The organism is Cypionkella sp. PAMC25878 (assembly GCF_058135695.1).
In genome coordinates this window covers 2,382,520-2,399,301 of record NZ_CM176871.1, presented here as the reverse complement: position 1 = coordinate 2,399,301, position 16,782 = coordinate 2,382,520, and the positions used below count along the sequence as shown (strand labels likewise).

The window sequence follows — 16,782 nt, the reverse complement described above, 5'->3', positions numbered from 1 at the left end:
GCTTATCGGTTTCGTTGGCGGCTGTCAGGACAGGAATTTCTGCATCAGCACAAGATCCATAAACCGGCCGAATTTGAAGCCCGCTTCGCGAATGATCGCGATCTCGTGATAGCCAAGGGCTGCATGAAACCGCTGGCCTTCCGGGTTTTCTCCCGACACGCCCGCAATCATCTGATGCGCACCAGCGGCCCGTGCATGATCCTCCACCGCCACCATCAACGCCCGCCCCGCGCCCATCCCGCGCGCGTTGGGCGACAGGATCACCGAGTGTTCCATGCAGGTGGCATAGCCGGGGCCGCCGCGAAATTGACTATAGGTCGCAAAGCCTTGCACGCCGTTGTTGATGTAAACTAGAAAGCACTCCCGCGCCGCAATCATCGCCAGAAGATCGGCCTCAGACTTCTCGGCCGAGTTGAACGTCACCGCCGTATCGCGGATCCACGGGTTCCACAAAGCCGCCAGTGCAGCCGCATCTTCCGGCAAAGCCGCCCGGATCATTCCAGCACACGCAGCCCATGCGGGGTGGTAAATGTCGCCCGCATCGCCTTCGCTACCCCCGGCACGATCACCACGCGGGCATCCTCAAACACCCCCGTAAGCGCAGCTTTCAACGCCCGCGCCTCGGGATGCGCAATCTCAAACCGCTGCAACCGCACGCCACTTTCCGGCAACGCCCGCGCCGGATGCAAAGCTCCCGCCCATTCGATCAAAGCCGGGAAGCAGCCGTCAAACGGCAGCTTGCCATCGGCGGGCACCGCCATCTGCCAACGGTAATCGCCGCGCTGCAACGCCACCGGAATCCCTACCCCAGCCGGGCTAGCCGCCACCGCAGTGCTTATACTATCACAACATGCAACCCAGTTTGTGAGCCTTGGACCGCCTTGAAAATTGTCTAAATCAAACCATCGCGGCCAAACCGGGGCGACCTGCGCCGGGTCTGCCGCGATCACCTCCAGATACAAATCGCCAAGCCCCAACAGCCGATTATGCGTCGCCATATGCGGGTGCTGCCCACCCCCCGCCAGCGCCACGCCCAAAGCCGCCTCGACCGCAGCCACGCCTTCGGCCAAATCCAGCGCCGATACCGCGAGATGATCAAACTGCAGCATCACGCCTTCACCCCCAAAGTGGTTTGCGCCTTCAACGCCTGCGCCAGCGACATAAACCGCGCCTCGGCCACCTCGCCAAATAGCCCGCGACCTTCTTCGGTCAGTTGCAGTTCCAACAGCCGCGTCGCAGGCTGCCAGACAAGCCGCCCCGCCCGCCCCGGATCGCCGACCGAAAACATCGCGCCAAACCGCATTGCTTTGCCCAAGACCTCGGCATCCTGCAATTCATCCTCGCGCAGCAGCTTGAACAGTGGCTCCATCCGCGAGCCGTTGCGGCTGTTTTTATAGCGATGCAGCAGCGCCAGCCCCAAAAACACCCGGCCCGGATGATCCAAACCGCCCAAATTCGTCCGTGTTGCATTGTCAAAACACGCCTCGGCACGGTAATCTGGGTGCGCCCGCCATGTCGTATCATGCAGCAAACAAGCCGCCTTGATCAGCCGCAGCCGCTCCTCACTCACCTCGGGGAACAAAGGCAGCAGGAATTCATAGAGCTTCTTGCCAAACCCCGGTATCCGCGACGAGAGCTTCTCTGCCATCCGCGCCGCTTCAATCAGCGGGTCGCGGGCGCGCAGTTTTTCCGGCATCTGCTCAAACAACAGCCCCTCACGGATGCCGTAAGCCGAGACGTCAATCTCCGACGGTTTCAGCATCTTGATCAGCTCGCGCATCACCTCGCAGGCCAGCGGCACCAGCTCCATTCGCTCCACCCCAGTGCCGGTTTTACTGCGCAACTGGCTTAGATCACTTGCGGCAATCCAATCGAGCGTTTCCAGCAAGTCATTGGGCAGCATACGATATTCGTGCAAAACTGTCAGCGGATAGCCGCGCCGCTCCATATCCAAACGCGCGATCACCCGCCACGAGCCGCCGACCAGAAAAATCCGCTCGCCTTCCGAATTCAGCCGCGCCTGACAGTCTTTCAGGATGCTATCAATATGGGCGGCGCGCTTTTTCGGCGTGTCGCCCACCTGCTGCAACCGAAACGGCCCCAGCGGCGTAGAGACCCGTTGCCCCACCGTGCCACCGCCGATTTTCGCCAGTTCCATCGAGTTGCCGCCAATATCGCAGACAATCCCCTTCGCCTCCGGCCAGCCCAAAAGCACGCCCTGCGCCGACAGACGGGCTTCTTCGTCGCCGTCCACCACCCAGATTTTCAACCCAGTTTGCGCCAGCACTTCGGCCTGAAACGCCGGGCCGTCAGACGCCTCACGCGCCGCAGCCGTCGCCACAACGGTCAGCGTTTCAATCCCCATTCCCTTGGCCAGCAACGAGAATCTTTTCAACGCCACCAGCGCCCGCCTGCGCCCTTCTGGATTCAACTTGCCAGTTTCCGCCAGCCCTTTGCCCAGACCGCACATCAGCTTTTCGTTGTAGAAATAGGCCGGGCTCCGCGCCGCGCCATCAAACACCACCATCCGCACCGAGTTTGATCCGACATCAACCACCCCGACGCGGCTTAAGGCCCGCGCCGAAGGGTCGTCAAACAAAGGGCGGCCAAACGGGCCGTGATCGTCGTCATGGTCTTCGGTCATAGGTATTTCCGTTCAGGTCATTCAGCCGCAAATCGTCATGTCGCAGAGGCTTCAGGCAAGGTTTCGAACATCCTTCGCACCCGCCGTGCCGCGACCGGACAGCGAAGGATTCTCCATAAAGAAACGGTGACAGTTGAAAGCGCTGCCGTCCACAGGCACCTGCTCGCGCTTGTAAGCGCCGCCGGGTTGCAACACCCAGGATTGCGTCTCATCGGCGAGATTGGCGGCCATAATCTGCCCGACAATCTGCGCCTGCACGGTTGGATTGTGGATTTCCACCAAGGTTTCCACCCGCCGCGTCAGATTGCGCCCCATCCAATCCGCCGAGGAGATAAACACCCGCGCCTGTTTGGAGGGCAAGCCATGACCATTGCCAAAGCAGATGATCCGACTGTGCTCTAGGAATCGCCCAACGATGGATTTCACCCGAATATTCTCGGACAAGCCTTTGATTCCGGGGCGAACACCGCAAATCCCGCGCACCACAAGGCTGATCTTCACCCCGGCTTTGGAGGCCGCATAAAACGCGTCAATCACATCCGGGTCGATCAGAGAATTGACCTTGCCCCAGATTTCCGCAGGTCGCCCGGCGCGGGCATGATCCGCCTCGGTGGCAATCATCTCCAGCAGCCGCGATTTCAGGGTGAACGGTGAAATTGCAAGGTTTTCAAGCCCTTGCGGCTCGACATAGCCCGACAGATAGTTGAACACCCGCGTCGCATCGCGCCCCAGAGCGGCATCGCAGGTGAAGAAACTCAGGTCGGTATACACTTTCGCGGTAATGGGGTGGTAATTCCCGGTGCCATAATGCGTGTAGGTGACCAGATTTTCGCCCTCACGCCGCACCACGGTCGAGATTTTGGCGTGGGTTTTGTAGTTCATAAAGCCATAAACCACATGCGCCCCGGCGCGCTCCAACCGCCGCGATTGCCGGATATTCGCCGCCTCGTCAAAGCGCGCTTTCAGCTCAACCAGCGCCGTTACCGACTTGCCCGCCTCCGCCGCCTCACACAAAGCGGCGACAATCGGGCTGTCCCATGACGTGCGATAGAGCGTCTGTTTGATCGCCAGCACATTCGGATCGCGCGCCGCCTGTTCCAGATAATTGATCACCAAATCAAAGGTCTCATAGGGGTGATGCAGCAGAATATCCTTCTGCTTGATCGCCGCAAACAGATCACCATCATGGTCCTGCACTCGTTCCGGCACCCTTGGGGTAAACCGTGGCCACAAAAGATCAGGCCGAGACGACAGCACCAGTTCCTTCAGATCGGCGACGCCCAAAAGCCCGCGCACCTCGACCATTTCATCGGGCGTCACGCCCAGTTCTTCCATGATCAGCGCGCGCAATTCGGGCGGCGCGCCGGACGACAGCTTCAGCCGGATCACCTCGCCGCGCCTGCGCCGTTTCAGCGCAGTTTCAAACTCGCGCACCAGATCCTCGGCCTCGTCTTCGACCTCAAGATCACTATCGCGCAGCACCCGGAACAGGCAATGCCCGCGGTCGGTGTAGCCCGGAAACAGCATATCCAGATGGATCAGCAGCAGTTCTTCCAGCGGCAAAAACCGATATTCGCCATCCTTGTCGGGCAGTCGCACGAAGCGGGCGATCTGCTGCGGGATCGGCAAAAGCGCCTGCAGGCTGCGATGATCGGTCTCGCGCTCCAACTGCAAGGCCAGCGAAAACCCAGTGTTCGGGATGAACGGAAACGGGTGCGCCGGGTCAATCGCGAGGGGCGACAAAACCGGGAACACCTTGTTCAGAAAGTGATCTTCCAAAAATTTCAGATCGCGCACTGTCAGTTTAGAGCGCGTCAGCAGCGTGATCCCCTGCACATCCATCAGCTTTTTCAGCTTGTTGAACACCGCCTGCTGAGTGTGCATCAAGCGCCGGGCATTGGCATGGATCAGCGTCAACTGTTCGGCAGCCGAGCGACCATCTTCCGACGGAGTCATGTTCCGCGCCCGCACCTTTGCGCGCAGACCCGCCACCCGCACGGTGTAAAATTCATCCAAGTTTGTCGCCGAGATCGACAAAAACCGCAGCCGTTCCAGCAGCGGCACGGCGGGGTTTGACGCCTCATCCAGCACCCGCCAGTTGAACGCCAACCAGCTGAGTTCGCGGTTGAAAAACCGACGCGGGCCGGTGATTTCGGCCTCGGGCACCTCAACAGCGGCGGGGAAGTCGTGCTTGAGAAAATCGGATTGGGTCATCGGGCCTTCATGCTGATCAAAGGTAACGCATCGGTGACATAGTCTCACCCCGCCTGCGCCAAGTCCAGCACCTCGGCGGCCAATGCCCGCGTCACCGGGCGGCCCAAAGCCAGCGCGCGGGCGTCGAGAAACTTCACCCATTCGCGCGCGGCGGCAATCGAGCGGTCCATCCGCGACACAAGGTAAGAGATCAGGTTCGGCGGCACCACGATCTGACGGTCGGCGAACAGCTTGATCAGCACCGCCGACAGCAGCAGATCATCCGGCGGATTTAACTGCGCCACGGGTGCCGCCTGCATCCGGCTCAGCAGATCCGGCAATCCCAGCCGCCAATCGCGCGGCGCACTCGCCGCCGTCACCAACAGCCCGCGCCCATTCAGCAGATTGTGCAGATGGAACAAAGCCACCTCAGCCTCGCGGTCGCCCGCAATCGTGTCCGCATCCTCGATCGCCACCGGAGCCTGCGCCAGATCGTGCAGATCAGTTTCCAGCAGTTTGGCGGCCGAAATCACCTCAGCCCCCGCAAATGTCGCCCAGATATGCGCCAGATGCGTCTTGCCCGACCCCGCAGGCCCCACCAGCACCAACTTGCCACCCGGCCAATCCTGCCAAGCCTCTACCGAAGCCAAAGCCTGCGCATTGGCGGGCGAGGCATAGAAATCAGCCCGCCGAAACGCCTCGCCGCTGGGCAGGTCAAAGGCCAGCTGACGGCTCACGCGTCGTCCTCATCGCCCGCCTGCCCGGTAACTCCTTGATACAACAGGCTCGCCTGATACTGCGCAATTGCAAACCGGATCAGCACCCCCATCGCCGCTGCCACCGGAACCGCCACCAACATGCCAACAAAGCCGAATAAAGACCCGAACACCGACAAAGCAAACATCAGCCAGACTGGATGCAGCCCCACCGATTTGCCCACCAGTTTCGGCGTCAACACATTGCCCTCAAGGAACTGCCCGATGGCGAACACCCCTGCCACCAGACCAATCGACACCCAATCGCCCCAGAACTGGAACAAGGCCAGACCAATCGCCAAAGCCCCGCCAACCAGCGCACCAATATAAGGAATAAAGGTGATCGCGCCCGCAATCGCCCCCACCACCAACCCAAACTGCAAGCCCACCAGCATCAGCGCGGTGGCATAATACGCCCCCAAGCTCAGACACACCGTCAACTGCCCGCGCACAAACGCCGACAGCGCATCGTTGATTTCCCCCGCCAAGCGCCGTACCACCGGGGCATGATCGCGCGGCAGCATCGCATCAATCCGCGCCACCATATGATCCCAGTCGAGCAGCATATAAAACGTCACCACTGGCACCACGACGATGAACACCACCGCCGACAGCAAACTCAGCGCCGAGGTCAAAACCCCCTGCGCCAGAGCCGCGCCCTTGGCTTGAATAGCCGCGCCAATCTCGGCCAATGTGGTGCGGATGGTCGAGGTGCTATCGGTCAATTCCGGGAATTTCTCGATCATAAAGCCTTGCAAACGCCGGGCAATTTCGGGCGCCGCATTGATCAAAGCCGAGGTTTGCTGGATCAACGTCGGGATCACCGACAAAACCAAAAGCACCATCGCGAGCAGGCCCACCAGCGTGATCACCGTGGTTGCCGCCACGCGACTTAATCCCCAGCGCTGCAACCGATCCGCCACCGGGTCCAGAAAATACGCCAGCGCGCCGCCAACCAGAAAAGGCAGCATCACCGAGCCCAGCAAAAGCAGCAGCGCAAACAACACCAGCAAAGCGATGCACCAGTATTTGACCTGCTCGCGCACCGGATGTGCCATGTCATCGCCCCTTTTCGCTCGCCAGACATATCGCCTTTGGAGGCTTGCGTTGCAAGGGGGCGGGCATGGCGCGGCGGGCTTTCCCCTGCTGCAAGCCAGCCTAAGCGCGCCAAAAATCCCATAAGCACGCGCTTATGCCCGCAAGACTAAGCCGCAGGTCAATAGAATCTCCTGCCAGAGCCTGACATCTCAGGCCATGCCCCAGCCGCAACACCGCGGCGAAGGGCTTGCCAATCTCTGGCACATTCACGATCAAAAGGACGATCCGATGACCCGCACTTTGCTTCTGGCCCTTGCTCTGCTTGCTGCCCCGTTTGCCGCCTCTGCGATGCCCGCCGTGGGCGATATCGTCGGCACCAACGCCGACACTGCCAAGGCCGCGCTGGAAAAAGCTGGCTGCCCCGTCAACGCCTTTGAATCCGAAGATGGCAAGATCGAAGCCATCTGCACCGACGCCGCCACCTCCAAGAAGATGGATATCACCATCGACCCGGCCAACGGCGCGATTCTGACCATCAAAGGAAGCAACGATTGATGGCACAAGCAGAACTGGGGGGCACCCGCCCCCCGGCCCCGCACCCACCGATCCTGTGGGATCGCATCGTGCGCATCAGCCATTGGGGCATCGTCATCGTCATTCTGGCCAATGAGGTCTTCACCAAGGGCGGCAGTCCGGTGCATGTCTGGTTTGGCTGGGGCGGGCTGGTCTTGCTGGTGTTGCGCATGGCTTGGGGCATCGTAGGCAACCCGGAAGCCCGGTTTTCTGCCTTCCCGCCCAATCCCTTAGCCGCCCTCGGCCATATAAAACAGCTTTTTGTGGGCAAACCGCGCAGCTACGCCTCACACAACCCGGCCGGGGCACTGATGGCCTATGCCTTGTGGGCCTGCATCGCTGTCATGGTGGCGACGGGTCTGACCATGTCCGGCCCCAATCCCTTCGCGGTGGCCGAACGCCAAGCCATTATCGACAGTGGAGATTGGTCGAAGCTTGTGAAAATCGCCGATGCAGGCGAGGGTGGCGAGGAGGAAGGCTCTGGTTGGGTGAAAGACGTGCACGAAATTACCGCCAACCTGATCCTGCTTTTGGTGGCGCTGCATATTGGTGGCGTGATCGTGGAAAGCGTGATGATGCGACACAATCTGGTTCCAGCGATGCTGGTGGGACGCCGCAAAGATAAATTCGGGAAGTAAGCAGCCGATGACCTTTCTCAGCGGATTGAAAGACAGCAAGGGCGGCCGCCCCGCCGTGCTTGCGCTGGTGGTGCTGTTGCAAACCTCGGCGGCGGTGTTTTTTGTCGCCAATGCTTTGTCGGAATGGGGGGAAGATGGCTTCGGCCCGCAACTGTGGATGCAAACGCTGGTGACACTGTCGCTGATCTTGGGGGTGGCTTTGGGTGCCTTGGAACTGCGCCGCGCGCTTAACCATCAGCAGGACCAAGACGCCACCATCGCCAAGGCCAGTGGTGAAATGCATCAGGTGGTGCAGCGCCAGTTTGATACATGGCAACTCAGCCGCGCCGAGCGCGACGTGGCCTATCTCGCGCTGAAGGGCCTCGACGTGGCGGAAATCGCCTCTGCCCGCAACGCCGCCCCCGGCACCGTACGCGCCCAGCTTTCCGCGATTTACGGCAAGGCTGGCATCAGTGGCCGCGCCCAATTCGCCGCCCATTTCGTCGAGGATTTGCTGGCCGAAGGCTTGCCCGGCGATCCTCCACTGGTCTGATCCAGCGGCACAGCGCCTTTTGGCACCTTCGGTTTGCACCAAACGCGGTGCGGCCATTGGTAAAGAAACTCTGAATACGCCATTGTAACCCATTGAAAACAATAGATCTGATAGAGTGTCCACGCGTGGACAACCGCTTGCCGCCGCAAAGCCCGCCCCCAAACCCGCCGCTTGCCTGCCCCCCCTCAACCCGTTAGGAAAGCCCAAACCCTATCTCATGAGGCCGCGATGCGCGTTTCCCGTTACTTTATGCCCGTCCTGAAGGAAAACCCCGCCGAGGCGCAGATCGTCTCGCACCGCTACATGCTGCGGGCGGGAATGATCAAACAGCAAGCCGCCGGGATCTATTCATGGCTGCCCTTGGGCCTGCGGGTGTTGAACCGCATCCAACAGATCGTGAACGAGGAACAAGAGCGCGCGGGTCACATTCCCCTGCTGATGCCCACCCTGCAACCGGCTGATCTGTGGCGCGAGTCGGGCCGCTATGACGACTACGGCCAGGAAATGCTGCGCATCAAGGATCGTCAGGATCGCGAGATGCTCTATGGCCCGACCAACGAGGAAATGATCACCGACATCTTCCGCGCCCATGTCAACAGCTACAAAGACCTACCGCTGACCCTCTATCACATCCAGTGGAAGTTCCGCGACGAGATGCGACCACGTTTCGGCGTGATGCGGGGGCGCGAGTTCCTGATGAAAGACGGCTATAACTTTGACGTCGACAAGCCTGCCGCCCTGCACGCCTACAACCGCCATATGGTCAGCTACCTGCGCACCTATGAACGCATGGGCCTGACCGCGATCCCGATGCGCGCCGATTCCGGCCCGATTGGCGGTGAGGATACCCATGAGTTTCTGGTGCTGGCCGCAACTGGCGAATCCGAGGTATTCTTCGACAGCGCCGTGACCGAGCTGCGGCTTGGCACGCGTGAGGTCGATTACGACAACCGCGAGGAAGTCGCAAACGTCTGCAAAGAATTCACCACCCTCTACGCCCGCACCGATGAGACCCACGATGCGGCCCTGTTCGACGCCATCCCCGAAGACCGCCGCAAGGTGGCGCGGGGGATCGAAGTGGGGCAGATCTTCTACTTCGGCACCAAATACTCCGAAGCCATGGGTGCCACGGTCGTCACCGCAGATGGGTCGAAAGTTCCGGTCGAGATGGGCTCACACGGCATCGGCGTCTCCCGCCTGCTCGGCGCGATCATTGAGGCAAGCCACGACGACAAGGGCATCATCTGGCCCGAAGGCGTCACCCCGTTCCCGGTCGGCATCGTCAACCTGAAACAAGGCGATGCCGCAGCCGATGCCGCCTGCGAGGGCCTTTATAAAGCCCTCAAAGCGCAGGGCCTTGAGGCGCTCTACGATGACCGCGAAGAACGCGCCGGGGCGAAATTCGCCACGATGGACCTGATCGGCCTGCCGTGGCGCATCACCGTCGGGCCAAGAGGCTTGGCGAATGGCGTGGTTGAACTAACCTCGCGCCGCACCGGGGTTTCGGAAGAACTCACGCCAGAAGCCGCCGTCGCCCGGATTGCCGAGATTTACGCAGGCGTCTGAGCCTAACATTCCATCGCAAATGCCTTATGTCCTGTGCAGACCGCCTGCACAGGGCATTTTCATTTGGAGCATCCGCATGGACTATCGTCGCTTGGGCAAATCGGGCCTGAAGGTTTCCGAGTTTTCTTTTGGCTCTTGGGTCACTTTTGGCAAACAGGTCGATGGCAATGATGCCAAATCCCTGATGACCATCGCCTATGACGCAGGCATCAACTTTTTCGACAATGCCGAGGGCTATGAGGCTGGCAACTCTGAGCTTGTGATGGGTCAGGCGCTGGCCAGCCTTGGCTGGACGCGGGACAGTTATATTGTCTCGTCCAAAGTGTTCTGGGGCGGCGAGAAACCCACCCAGCGCGGGCTTTCCGCCAAGCATGTGACCGAAGCCTGCCACGCCGCCCTGCGCCGCCTGCAAGTCGATTACTTGGATTTGTATTTCTGCCACCGCCCCGACATCGACACCCCGATCGAAGAAACCGTCCGGGCGATGCATAACCTGATTTTGCAGGGCAAAGTGCTGTATTGGGGCACCTCGGAATGGTCGGCCCAACAGATCACCGAAGCCCATGCGGTGGCCCGCGCCGCTGGCCTGACGCCCCCGACCATGGAGCAACCGCAATATAACCTGTTCGAGCGTCAGAAGGTCGAGGCCGATTACGCGCCGATCTACGACACTTACGGTCTTGGCACCACGATCTGGTCGCCCTTGGCCTCGGGCATTCTGACCGGGAAATATAACGCGGCAATCCCCGACGACAGCCGAATGACCCTGCCCGGCTATGAATGGCTGCGCGATATGCTGGCCTCGGAGGCGGGGCAAGAAAAGCTGGCGAAAACCCGCAGCTTGAGCGATCTCGCCGACAAAGCCGGCCTGCCGCTCGCACATCTGGCGCTACTCTGGTGCCTTGAGAACCCGCGCGTCTCGACGGTGATCTTGGGGGCCTCGCGCGCCAGCCAGTTGACCGATAACCTCGCCGCTTTGCAGCATAAAGCCAAACTGACACCCGAGGTCATGGCCGAGATCGAGACGATCATGGGCAATAAACCAGCGGCAGCGCAACGGTTCTAGGTTGACGATCCTGCCAACAGTGGGAACTCTGCGGCGAAGTCGGGGGGCTGTCTGCCCCCCACGGATTTGCCAAGCAAATCCTCCCCCCGAGGATATTTGAGCACAGAGGATGACCATGACCAAAGCGCTGATCACATGGGGCGGCTGGGACGGCCATCAGCCGGATAAGGTTGCGGCGTTCTTCGCCGAGGAACTGCGCGCGGCGGGGATGCAGGTGGAGGTCACGAATAGCCTTGGCTGTTTCGATGATCCGGGGGCTTTGGCCGACCTCAGCCTGATCGTCCCGGTCTGGACGATGAGCAGCATTGAGCCGCACCAATCCGAGAATGTCGCGGCAGCGGTGGCGGCGGGCGTGGGTCTGGCAGGCTGTCATGGCGGTATGTGCGACGCTTTCCGTACCGATGTACTGTGGCAGTTCATGACCGGGGCGCAATGGGTGGCGCATCCGGGCAATGACGGGGTGAATTACCGGGTGCGGATGGTCTCGGACGATCTGCTGGTGGCCGGGATCGCTGATTTTGATGTAGCGACCGAGCAATACTACCTGCACGTCGACCCCGCCGTGCACGTTCATGCGGTCTGCGATTTCCCGGTAGTCGACGGGCCTCATGCGCCGAACGGCCCGGTGGCGATGCCGGTGGTGTTCTCGAAACTCTGGGGCCAAGGCCGGGTCTATTACAACGCTTTGGGCCATCAGGCCGATGTCATCAACCACGGCCCCGCCCGCGAACTTATGCGGCGCGGGCTTTTGTGGGTGGCAAAACTGGAGGGGTGAATGTCGTTCCAAGCCTATCTGGACAATATCCAAGCCAAAACCGGGAAAACCCCCGCCGATTTCAAAGCCTTGGCGCAAGCGAACGGCTTTGCCACGACTGATGGAATCGCTGCGGGCGTCAAAGCCACCCAGATCACCGATTGGCTGAAGGCCGAGTTTGATCTGGGCCACGGCCATGCCATGGCAATCTTCGCGCTGTTGAAGGGTAAGACGAGCTAACCCAGCACCGCGCGCAAGCTGGCCCAGATCACCACCACCACGGTCGGGTAAAACGTCAGGCCAAAGCCAAACGCCCGACCCGCAGCACCCTTCGCGTAACCCAGCGTGAACGCCAGCCGCCCGATCAGAAATGTCACCGCCAGCGCCGGAAACAGCCCGGCCTGCGCGGGCGCAAGCTGGATCGCCAGCGCGGGCCAAGCCAGCGCCACCAACACGCATTGCTCGGTGGTATTGCGCAGCACGCGTTGCGCCCGATCTGCCGCCGAGCCCGCGCCGCCGTCCTGCCCGTCAATCAAACTGGCATCCAGAAACCGCATATTTGCCATCCGCCCGATCATCGCCAGCAGCGCCAGCGCGGGCAAGCACAGCCATTTTACCGCCAGCTCCAACGGCGTGCCGCTGGGGGTGATCCAGCCCGGAGCCAGTGCGAAGACCGCAGCCGTCCAGATCACTGCTGCCGCCATGCCAACCAAAACCCCGCGCTGGTTGGCACTGAAGCTCATGTGCGTGCCTTGCGGATCAGATCAAGAATATCCTTCGCCGCCTCGGGGATATTCGTCCCCGGCCCGAAGATCGCTTTCACCCCGGCGTCGTAGAGGAACTGATAATCCTGCTGCGGAATAACCCCGCCGCAGATCACCAGAATCTCGCCCGCGCCCGCATCGCGCAACGCCTGCACCAGCTTCGGCGCGAGGGTCTTGTGCCCCGCCGCCTGCGACGAGATTCCCACCACATGCACATCGTTGTCGATGGCATCCTGCGCGGCCTCGGCGGGCGTCTGGAACAACGGCCCAACATCGACGTCAAAGCCAATATCGGCGAAAGCCGTCGCGATCACCTTGGCACCGCGATCATGGCCATCCTGCCCCATCTTCACCACCAGCATGCGGGGACGGCGGCCTTCTTCCTCGGCAAAGGCCTCAACATCCGCCTGAATCGCGGCAAAGCCCGCGTCACCCGCATAGGCCGCGCCGTAAACCCCGGCGAGGGTTTTCACCTCGGCGCGGTGCCGCCCGAACACCTTCTCCATCGCCATGCTGATTTCCCCCACCGTTGCCCGCGCCCGCGCCGCCTCAATCGCTGCCGCCAGCAGATTGCCGTCATGGCCCGCGATCCGGGTCAGTTCGTCCAGTGCCGCTTGCGCTTTTGCCTCATCGCGCGCCGCCCGCGTGGCGTGCAGCCGTTCGATCTGGTTTTGCCGCACCGCCACGTTATCAATGTCGAGAATGTCGATCGCGTCCTGCTTGGCGAGTTTGTATTTGTTCACCCCGACCACAACCTCATCGCCACGATCAATCGCCGCCTGCCGCCGCGCCGCCGATTCCTCAATCCGCAGTTTCGGCATCCCCGAGGCCACCGCCTTGGTCATGCCGCCCATCGCCTCGACTTCCTCGATCAGCTTCCAGGCTTCTTCCGCCAAAGAATGCGTCAGGCTTTCGACGTAATAGGACCCTGCCAGCGGATCGACGACATGCGTCACCCCGGTTTCCTCCTGCAAGATCAACTGGGTGTTCCGCGCGATCCGGGCGGAAAATTCCGTAGGCAAAGCAATGGCTTCGTCCAAAGCGTTGGTGTGCAAGGACTGCGTGCCGCCCAAAACCGCCGACATCGCCTCATAAGCGGTGCGGATCACGTTGTTATAGGGGTCGGCTTCCTGCAAGGACACGCCAGAGGTCTGGCAATGCGTCCGCAGCATCGATGAGCCGAGCTTTTTCGGTGCAAACTCCGCCATGATCCGGTGCCACAGCAGCCGCGCCGCGCGCAGCTTCGCGGCCTCCATGAAGAAATTCATCCCGATGGCGAAGAAGAACGACAGCCGCCCGGCGAAGTCATCGACATTCATGCCGCGCGCCAGCGCGGCCCGGACATATTCGCGCCCGTCAGCCAAAGTATAGGCCAATTCCTGCACCAAATTCGCCCCGGCCTCCTGCATGTGATAGCCAGAGATCGAGATCGAATTGAACTTCGGCATATGCGCCGAGGTGTATTCGATAATATCGGCGATGATCCGCATCGAAGGTTCTGGCGGATAGACATAGGTGTTGCGCACCATGAATTCCTTCAGAATGTCATTCTGAATGGTGCCAGACAGCAGGGACCGATCCACCCCCTGTTCCTCGCCCGCCACGATAAAGCTGGCCAAAATCGGGATCACCGCGCCGTTCATCGTCATCGAAACAGACACTTTTTCCAGTGGAATCCCGTCGAACAGGATCTTCATATCCTCGACGCTATCAATCGCCACCCCAGCCTTGCCAACATCGCCCTCGACCCGAGGGTGATCCGAGTCATAGCCCCGATGCGTCGCCAGATCGAAGGCGACAGACACGCCCTGCTGCCCCGCCGCCAAATTTTTCCGATAAAACGCGTTCGACGCCTCAGCCGTCGAGAACCCGGCATATTGCCGAATGGTCCAAGGCCGCCCGGCATACATCGTCGCTTTCACCCCCCGCGTGAACGGCGCAAAGCCCGGCATCTCGCCCATCTGCGGCAGGCCTGCAACATCCGCCGCCGTATAAAGCGGCTTCACTGCGATGCCTTCCAGCGTATCCCACGTCAGGCTAGCGGGGTCGCCGCCCTTCATTTCTTTCGCGGCCAAAGCCGCCCATGCGTTCAGATCAGTCATGCTCTGCTCCCTTGCAGCCAACGCGGGCCAGCGCGGGCAATGCGGTTACTCCAGAAAATCCTCGGCCACCGGAATGCGGCCAAAGGCGATTTTTGCCCCCGTATAGGCGACGTAATGCGGTGGCAATTCGCCAAAACGCACGGTGTTCTGACCGTAGCGCAGGTTCAATCGGTCGATGGCATGGCAGAGGCCCACGGGCGCGTCCTCTGCCACCGGGGCGTCGAACAGATCGCCCGTCGCTTGCCCCACGAGCAGCAAACCGCCCAAGCTTACATTCACCGCCTTGATCCGTCCGCGCGGCAGCTTTGCCCAATAGCGGTCCAGCGTTTCCAGCAGAAAAAACGTATCCTGCGTTGCACGAATTTGGCCCTCGGCACTGGGATGCCCGCCCTCCTGCAACCGCAGAGACAGATGCAGGCTGCGCGCCACAAAACCCTCGCGCCGCAACCGCGCCGCAGCCTTGACCAGCAAACGCCGCGCCACCAGCCGCGCACCCTCCGCTGTCTTGTTGCCCGCCGTCAACACCTGCCCGTGCCCAATCATGCCGCGCTGCGTCTCTGGCCAGATCACCACCTCGCCGCGGAGTTCGCGCAAGAACCGCTCGCCCAAAACGCTGCCCCAGATCGCCCGGGCCCGCTTTGGGTCCAGCGCATAAAGCGCCCGCACATCCGGCACCCCCGCCGCCAACAAACGATCCCGCATCCGCGAAGAAACCCCCGGCAGATCGTCCAAGCCGAGATGCGCAATCCGGTCCGGCAAAATCTCCGGCAACAGCCAGTGCAACCCGCCGGGTTTTTCCAACCCCGCCGCCAGTTTCGCCAGCAGCCGCGTTGGCCCCAAGCCGACCGAGCAGCGCAACGCCGGGTTGACGTCCCGCAACACAGCCGCCTGCAACGCCCGCCCGAGGCCCACAGCCTTGGCCAATTCCTGCTGCGATCCCATCAACAGGCAGGAACATTCGTCGATAGAGAACACCCGATGCACCGGCAAAACCGTGTCCACCGCGCGCAAAATCGCATGATGATAGCGCACGCAAACATCGTGCTTCACCGGGCGAAACACGATGCCGGGGCACAGCGCGCGCGCCTCGTCTTGCCTTGTGCCCATGCCGACACCGCAGCGTTTCGCTTCGATACTGGCGGCAATACAGGCCGCATTCGGCGCATCCGCCGTCAACACCCCCACCGAGCGGCCCATCAGCGCAGGCTCCTCGGCCTGGGCGACCGAAGCGTAAAAGCTGTTCATATCGAAGAACAGGGTGGAGACGCGCGCGGACATCTGGCCTCGAGTCGGGGATGCGTAAACAAGCCATCAGACTAGGGGCTGTGGACATTTAGGATTCCCATTGGGTGGATATCGTGATTCAAGCTTCCTTTTGAGGAGGTATGAATGCGGGCTGAACGTTTTGTCATTTCTGACCGGAGTTGGCGGCTTCTCGAGCCGCTTTTGCCGGGCTCGTTGCGGACGCGCGGGGTGACGGCGAAGGACAATCGGCTGTTTCTTGAAGCCGTCCTTTGGAAGGTCAGGGTTGGCGGTCCATGGCGTGACCTGCCGCCGGGTTTTGGCGCTTGGAACTCTGTGTTCCGGCGGTTTCGCCGCTGGGCGCAAGCCGATGTATTTCAACGTATTTTCGACGCCATATCGGGGGAGCCTGACTTTGAATACGTCCTCGTTGATGGCACCATCATCAGCGCGCATCAGAAGGCGAGCGGCGCAAAAGGGGGACTCGAAATCAAGCGATTGGGCGCTCGAAAGGCGGGCTGACGACGAAGGTTCTGGCGCTGACAGACGCGCTTGGCAATCTGGTGCGCTTTGTGCTTCTGCCGGGTCAGCGCAGCGAAATTACCGGGGTGCCGGACCTGATCGAGGGGCTGAGCTTCAACGCCCTGATGGCCGAAAAAGCGTTTGACGCAAACCACCTGCGCGCCGAGTTGGACCGCAGGCAAGCAGAAGCCGTCATCCCCGCCAAACGCAACCGCATCCTGCACATTCCCCACGACGCCGAAGCCTACAAATGGCGACACCTCATCGAAAACTACTTCAGCAAGATCAAGGAGTTCAGAGGCGTAAACACAAGGTACGACAAAACCGACACAAGCTACCGCGCAACGTGGAGCATCGCCGCAACAATCATTGCGCTGCGCTAAATGTCCACGG

The 16,782-nt window shown here is 61.1% G+C and carries 17 protein-coding genes; 8 read left to right on the top strand and 9 right to left on the bottom strand.

Features of this window, described 5'->3' with window-relative positions; translation table 11 throughout:
- Positions 1–24 precede the first annotated feature (24 nt).
- Genes ACS5RD_RS11585 through ACS5RD_RS11560 form a run of 6 tightly spaced genes read right to left on the bottom strand, consistent with a single transcriptional unit; the run spans position 25 to position 6,650 of the window.
- On the bottom strand, positions 25–498 hold the full coding sequence (locus ACS5RD_RS11585; protein ID WP_054007677.1) for a GNAT family N-acetyltransferase: 474 nt from the start codon (positions 496–498) through the stop codon (positions 25–27).
- The gene (locus tag ACS5RD_RS11580) at positions 495–1,109 is read right to left on the bottom strand and encodes a VOC family protein (protein WP_054007676.1); all 615 of its coding nucleotides are present in this window, start codon (positions 1,107–1,109) and stop codon (positions 495–497) included. Before ACS5RD_RS11580 ends, ACS5RD_RS11585 begins: the two co-directional genes overlap by 4 nt.
- A complete protein-coding gene (locus ACS5RD_RS11575) occupies positions 1,109–2,644 on the bottom strand; it encodes a Ppx/GppA family phosphatase (protein WP_489931307.1) in 1,536 nt (511 codons plus the stop codon). The genes ACS5RD_RS11580 and ACS5RD_RS11575 overlap by 1 nt, the downstream gene beginning before the upstream one ends.
- Before the next feature lie 51 nt (positions 2,645–2,695).
- On the bottom strand, positions 2,696–4,858 hold the full coding sequence (locus ACS5RD_RS11570; RefSeq protein ID WP_489931306.1) for an RNA degradosome polyphosphate kinase: 2,163 nt from the start codon (positions 4,856–4,858) through the stop codon (positions 2,696–2,698).
- Positions 4,859–4,902: 44 nt separating this feature from the next.
- Complete coding sequence (locus ACS5RD_RS11565) at positions 4,903–5,574, bottom strand: P-loop NTPase family protein (RefSeq protein WP_489931305.1); 672 nt, start codon at positions 5,572–5,574, stop codon at positions 4,903–4,905.
- Positions 5,571–6,650, bottom strand: a complete 1,080-nt coding sequence (locus tag ACS5RD_RS11560) for an AI-2E family transporter (protein WP_489931304.1) — start codon at positions 6,648–6,650, stop codon at positions 5,571–5,573. Before ACS5RD_RS11560 ends, ACS5RD_RS11565 begins: the two co-directional genes overlap by 4 nt.
- A 268-nt stretch (positions 6,651–6,918) precedes the next feature.
- On the opposite strand from ACS5RD_RS11560, the gene ACS5RD_RS11555 reads away from it, so the two are divergent.
- The 7 genes from ACS5RD_RS11555 to ACS5RD_RS11525 all read left to right on the top strand — a co-directional run bounded on the left by ACS5RD_RS11555 (position 6,919) and on the right by ACS5RD_RS11525 (position 11,999).
- Complete coding sequence (locus ACS5RD_RS11555) at positions 6,919–7,185, top strand: PepSY domain-containing protein (RefSeq protein ID WP_489931303.1); 267 nt, start codon at positions 6,919–6,921, stop codon at positions 7,183–7,185.
- Positions 7,185–7,841, top strand: coding sequence for a cytochrome b/b6 domain-containing protein (locus tag ACS5RD_RS11550; protein WP_489931302.1), 657 nt, complete (start codon positions 7,185–7,187; stop codon positions 7,839–7,841). Before ACS5RD_RS11555 ends, ACS5RD_RS11550 begins: the two co-directional genes overlap by 1 nt.
- Before the next feature lie 7 nt (positions 7,842–7,848).
- Positions 7,849–8,373, top strand: a complete 525-nt coding sequence (locus ACS5RD_RS11545) for a helix-turn-helix transcriptional regulator (protein WP_489931301.1) — start codon at positions 7,849–7,851, stop codon at positions 8,371–8,373.
- 228 nt (positions 8,374–8,601) lie between these two features.
- Entirely contained in the window at positions 8,602–9,939 is a 1,338-nt protein-coding gene (gene proS, locus ACS5RD_RS11540; protein ID WP_489931300.1) for a proline--tRNA ligase, read from the top strand.
- 76 nt (positions 9,940–10,015) lie between these two features.
- Positions 10,016–11,005, top strand: a complete 990-nt coding sequence (locus tag ACS5RD_RS11535; RefSeq protein WP_489931299.1) for a potassium channel beta subunit family protein — start codon at positions 10,016–10,018, stop codon at positions 11,003–11,005.
- A 115-nt stretch (positions 11,006–11,120) separates the two neighbouring features.
- Entirely contained in the window at positions 11,121–11,780 is a 660-nt protein-coding gene (locus ACS5RD_RS11530) for a ThuA domain-containing protein (protein ID WP_489931298.1), read from the top strand.
- Positions 11,781–11,999 (top strand): DUF4287 domain-containing protein, encoded by a 219-nt coding sequence (locus tag ACS5RD_RS11525; protein WP_489931297.1) that lies wholly within the window; start codon positions 11,781–11,783, stop codon positions 11,997–11,999.
- Here ACS5RD_RS11525 and ACS5RD_RS11520 read toward each other — a convergent pair.
- The 3 genes from ACS5RD_RS11520 to ACS5RD_RS11510 are packed head-to-tail and all read right to left on the bottom strand — an operon-like array spanning position 11,996 to position 15,903.
- Positions 11,996–12,502, bottom strand: coding sequence for an MAPEG family protein (locus tag ACS5RD_RS11520; protein WP_489931296.1), 507 nt, complete (start codon positions 12,500–12,502; stop codon positions 11,996–11,998). The genes ACS5RD_RS11525 and ACS5RD_RS11520 overlap by 4 nt on opposite strands.
- The gene (gene scpA / locus ACS5RD_RS11515) at positions 12,499–14,625 is read right to left on the bottom strand and encodes a methylmalonyl-CoA mutase (protein ID WP_054007666.1); all 2,127 of its coding nucleotides are present in this window, start codon (positions 14,623–14,625) and stop codon (positions 12,499–12,501) included. The genes ACS5RD_RS11520 and scpA overlap by 4 nt, the downstream gene beginning before the upstream one ends.
- Positions 14,626–14,670: 45 nt before the next feature.
- Positions 14,671–15,903 carry a Y-family DNA polymerase gene (locus tag ACS5RD_RS11510; protein WP_489931295.1) on the bottom strand — a complete coding sequence of 411 codons (1,233 nt, stop codon included), beginning with the start codon at positions 15,901–15,903 and terminating at the stop codon, positions 14,671–14,673.
- A gap of 111 nt (positions 15,904–16,014) precedes the next feature.
- Here ACS5RD_RS11510 and ACS5RD_RS11505 point away from each other — a divergent pair.
- Positions 16,015–16,772, top strand: a protein-coding gene (locus tag ACS5RD_RS11505) for an IS5 family transposase (RefSeq protein ID WP_489931294.1) whose coding sequence is annotated in 2 segments (ribosomal slippage) — positions 16,015–16,357 and positions 16,357–16,772 — 759 coding nt in all. Because the reading frame shifts where the segments join, the coding sequence is not laid out codon by codon here.
- Positions 16,773–16,782 lie beyond the last annotated feature (10 nt).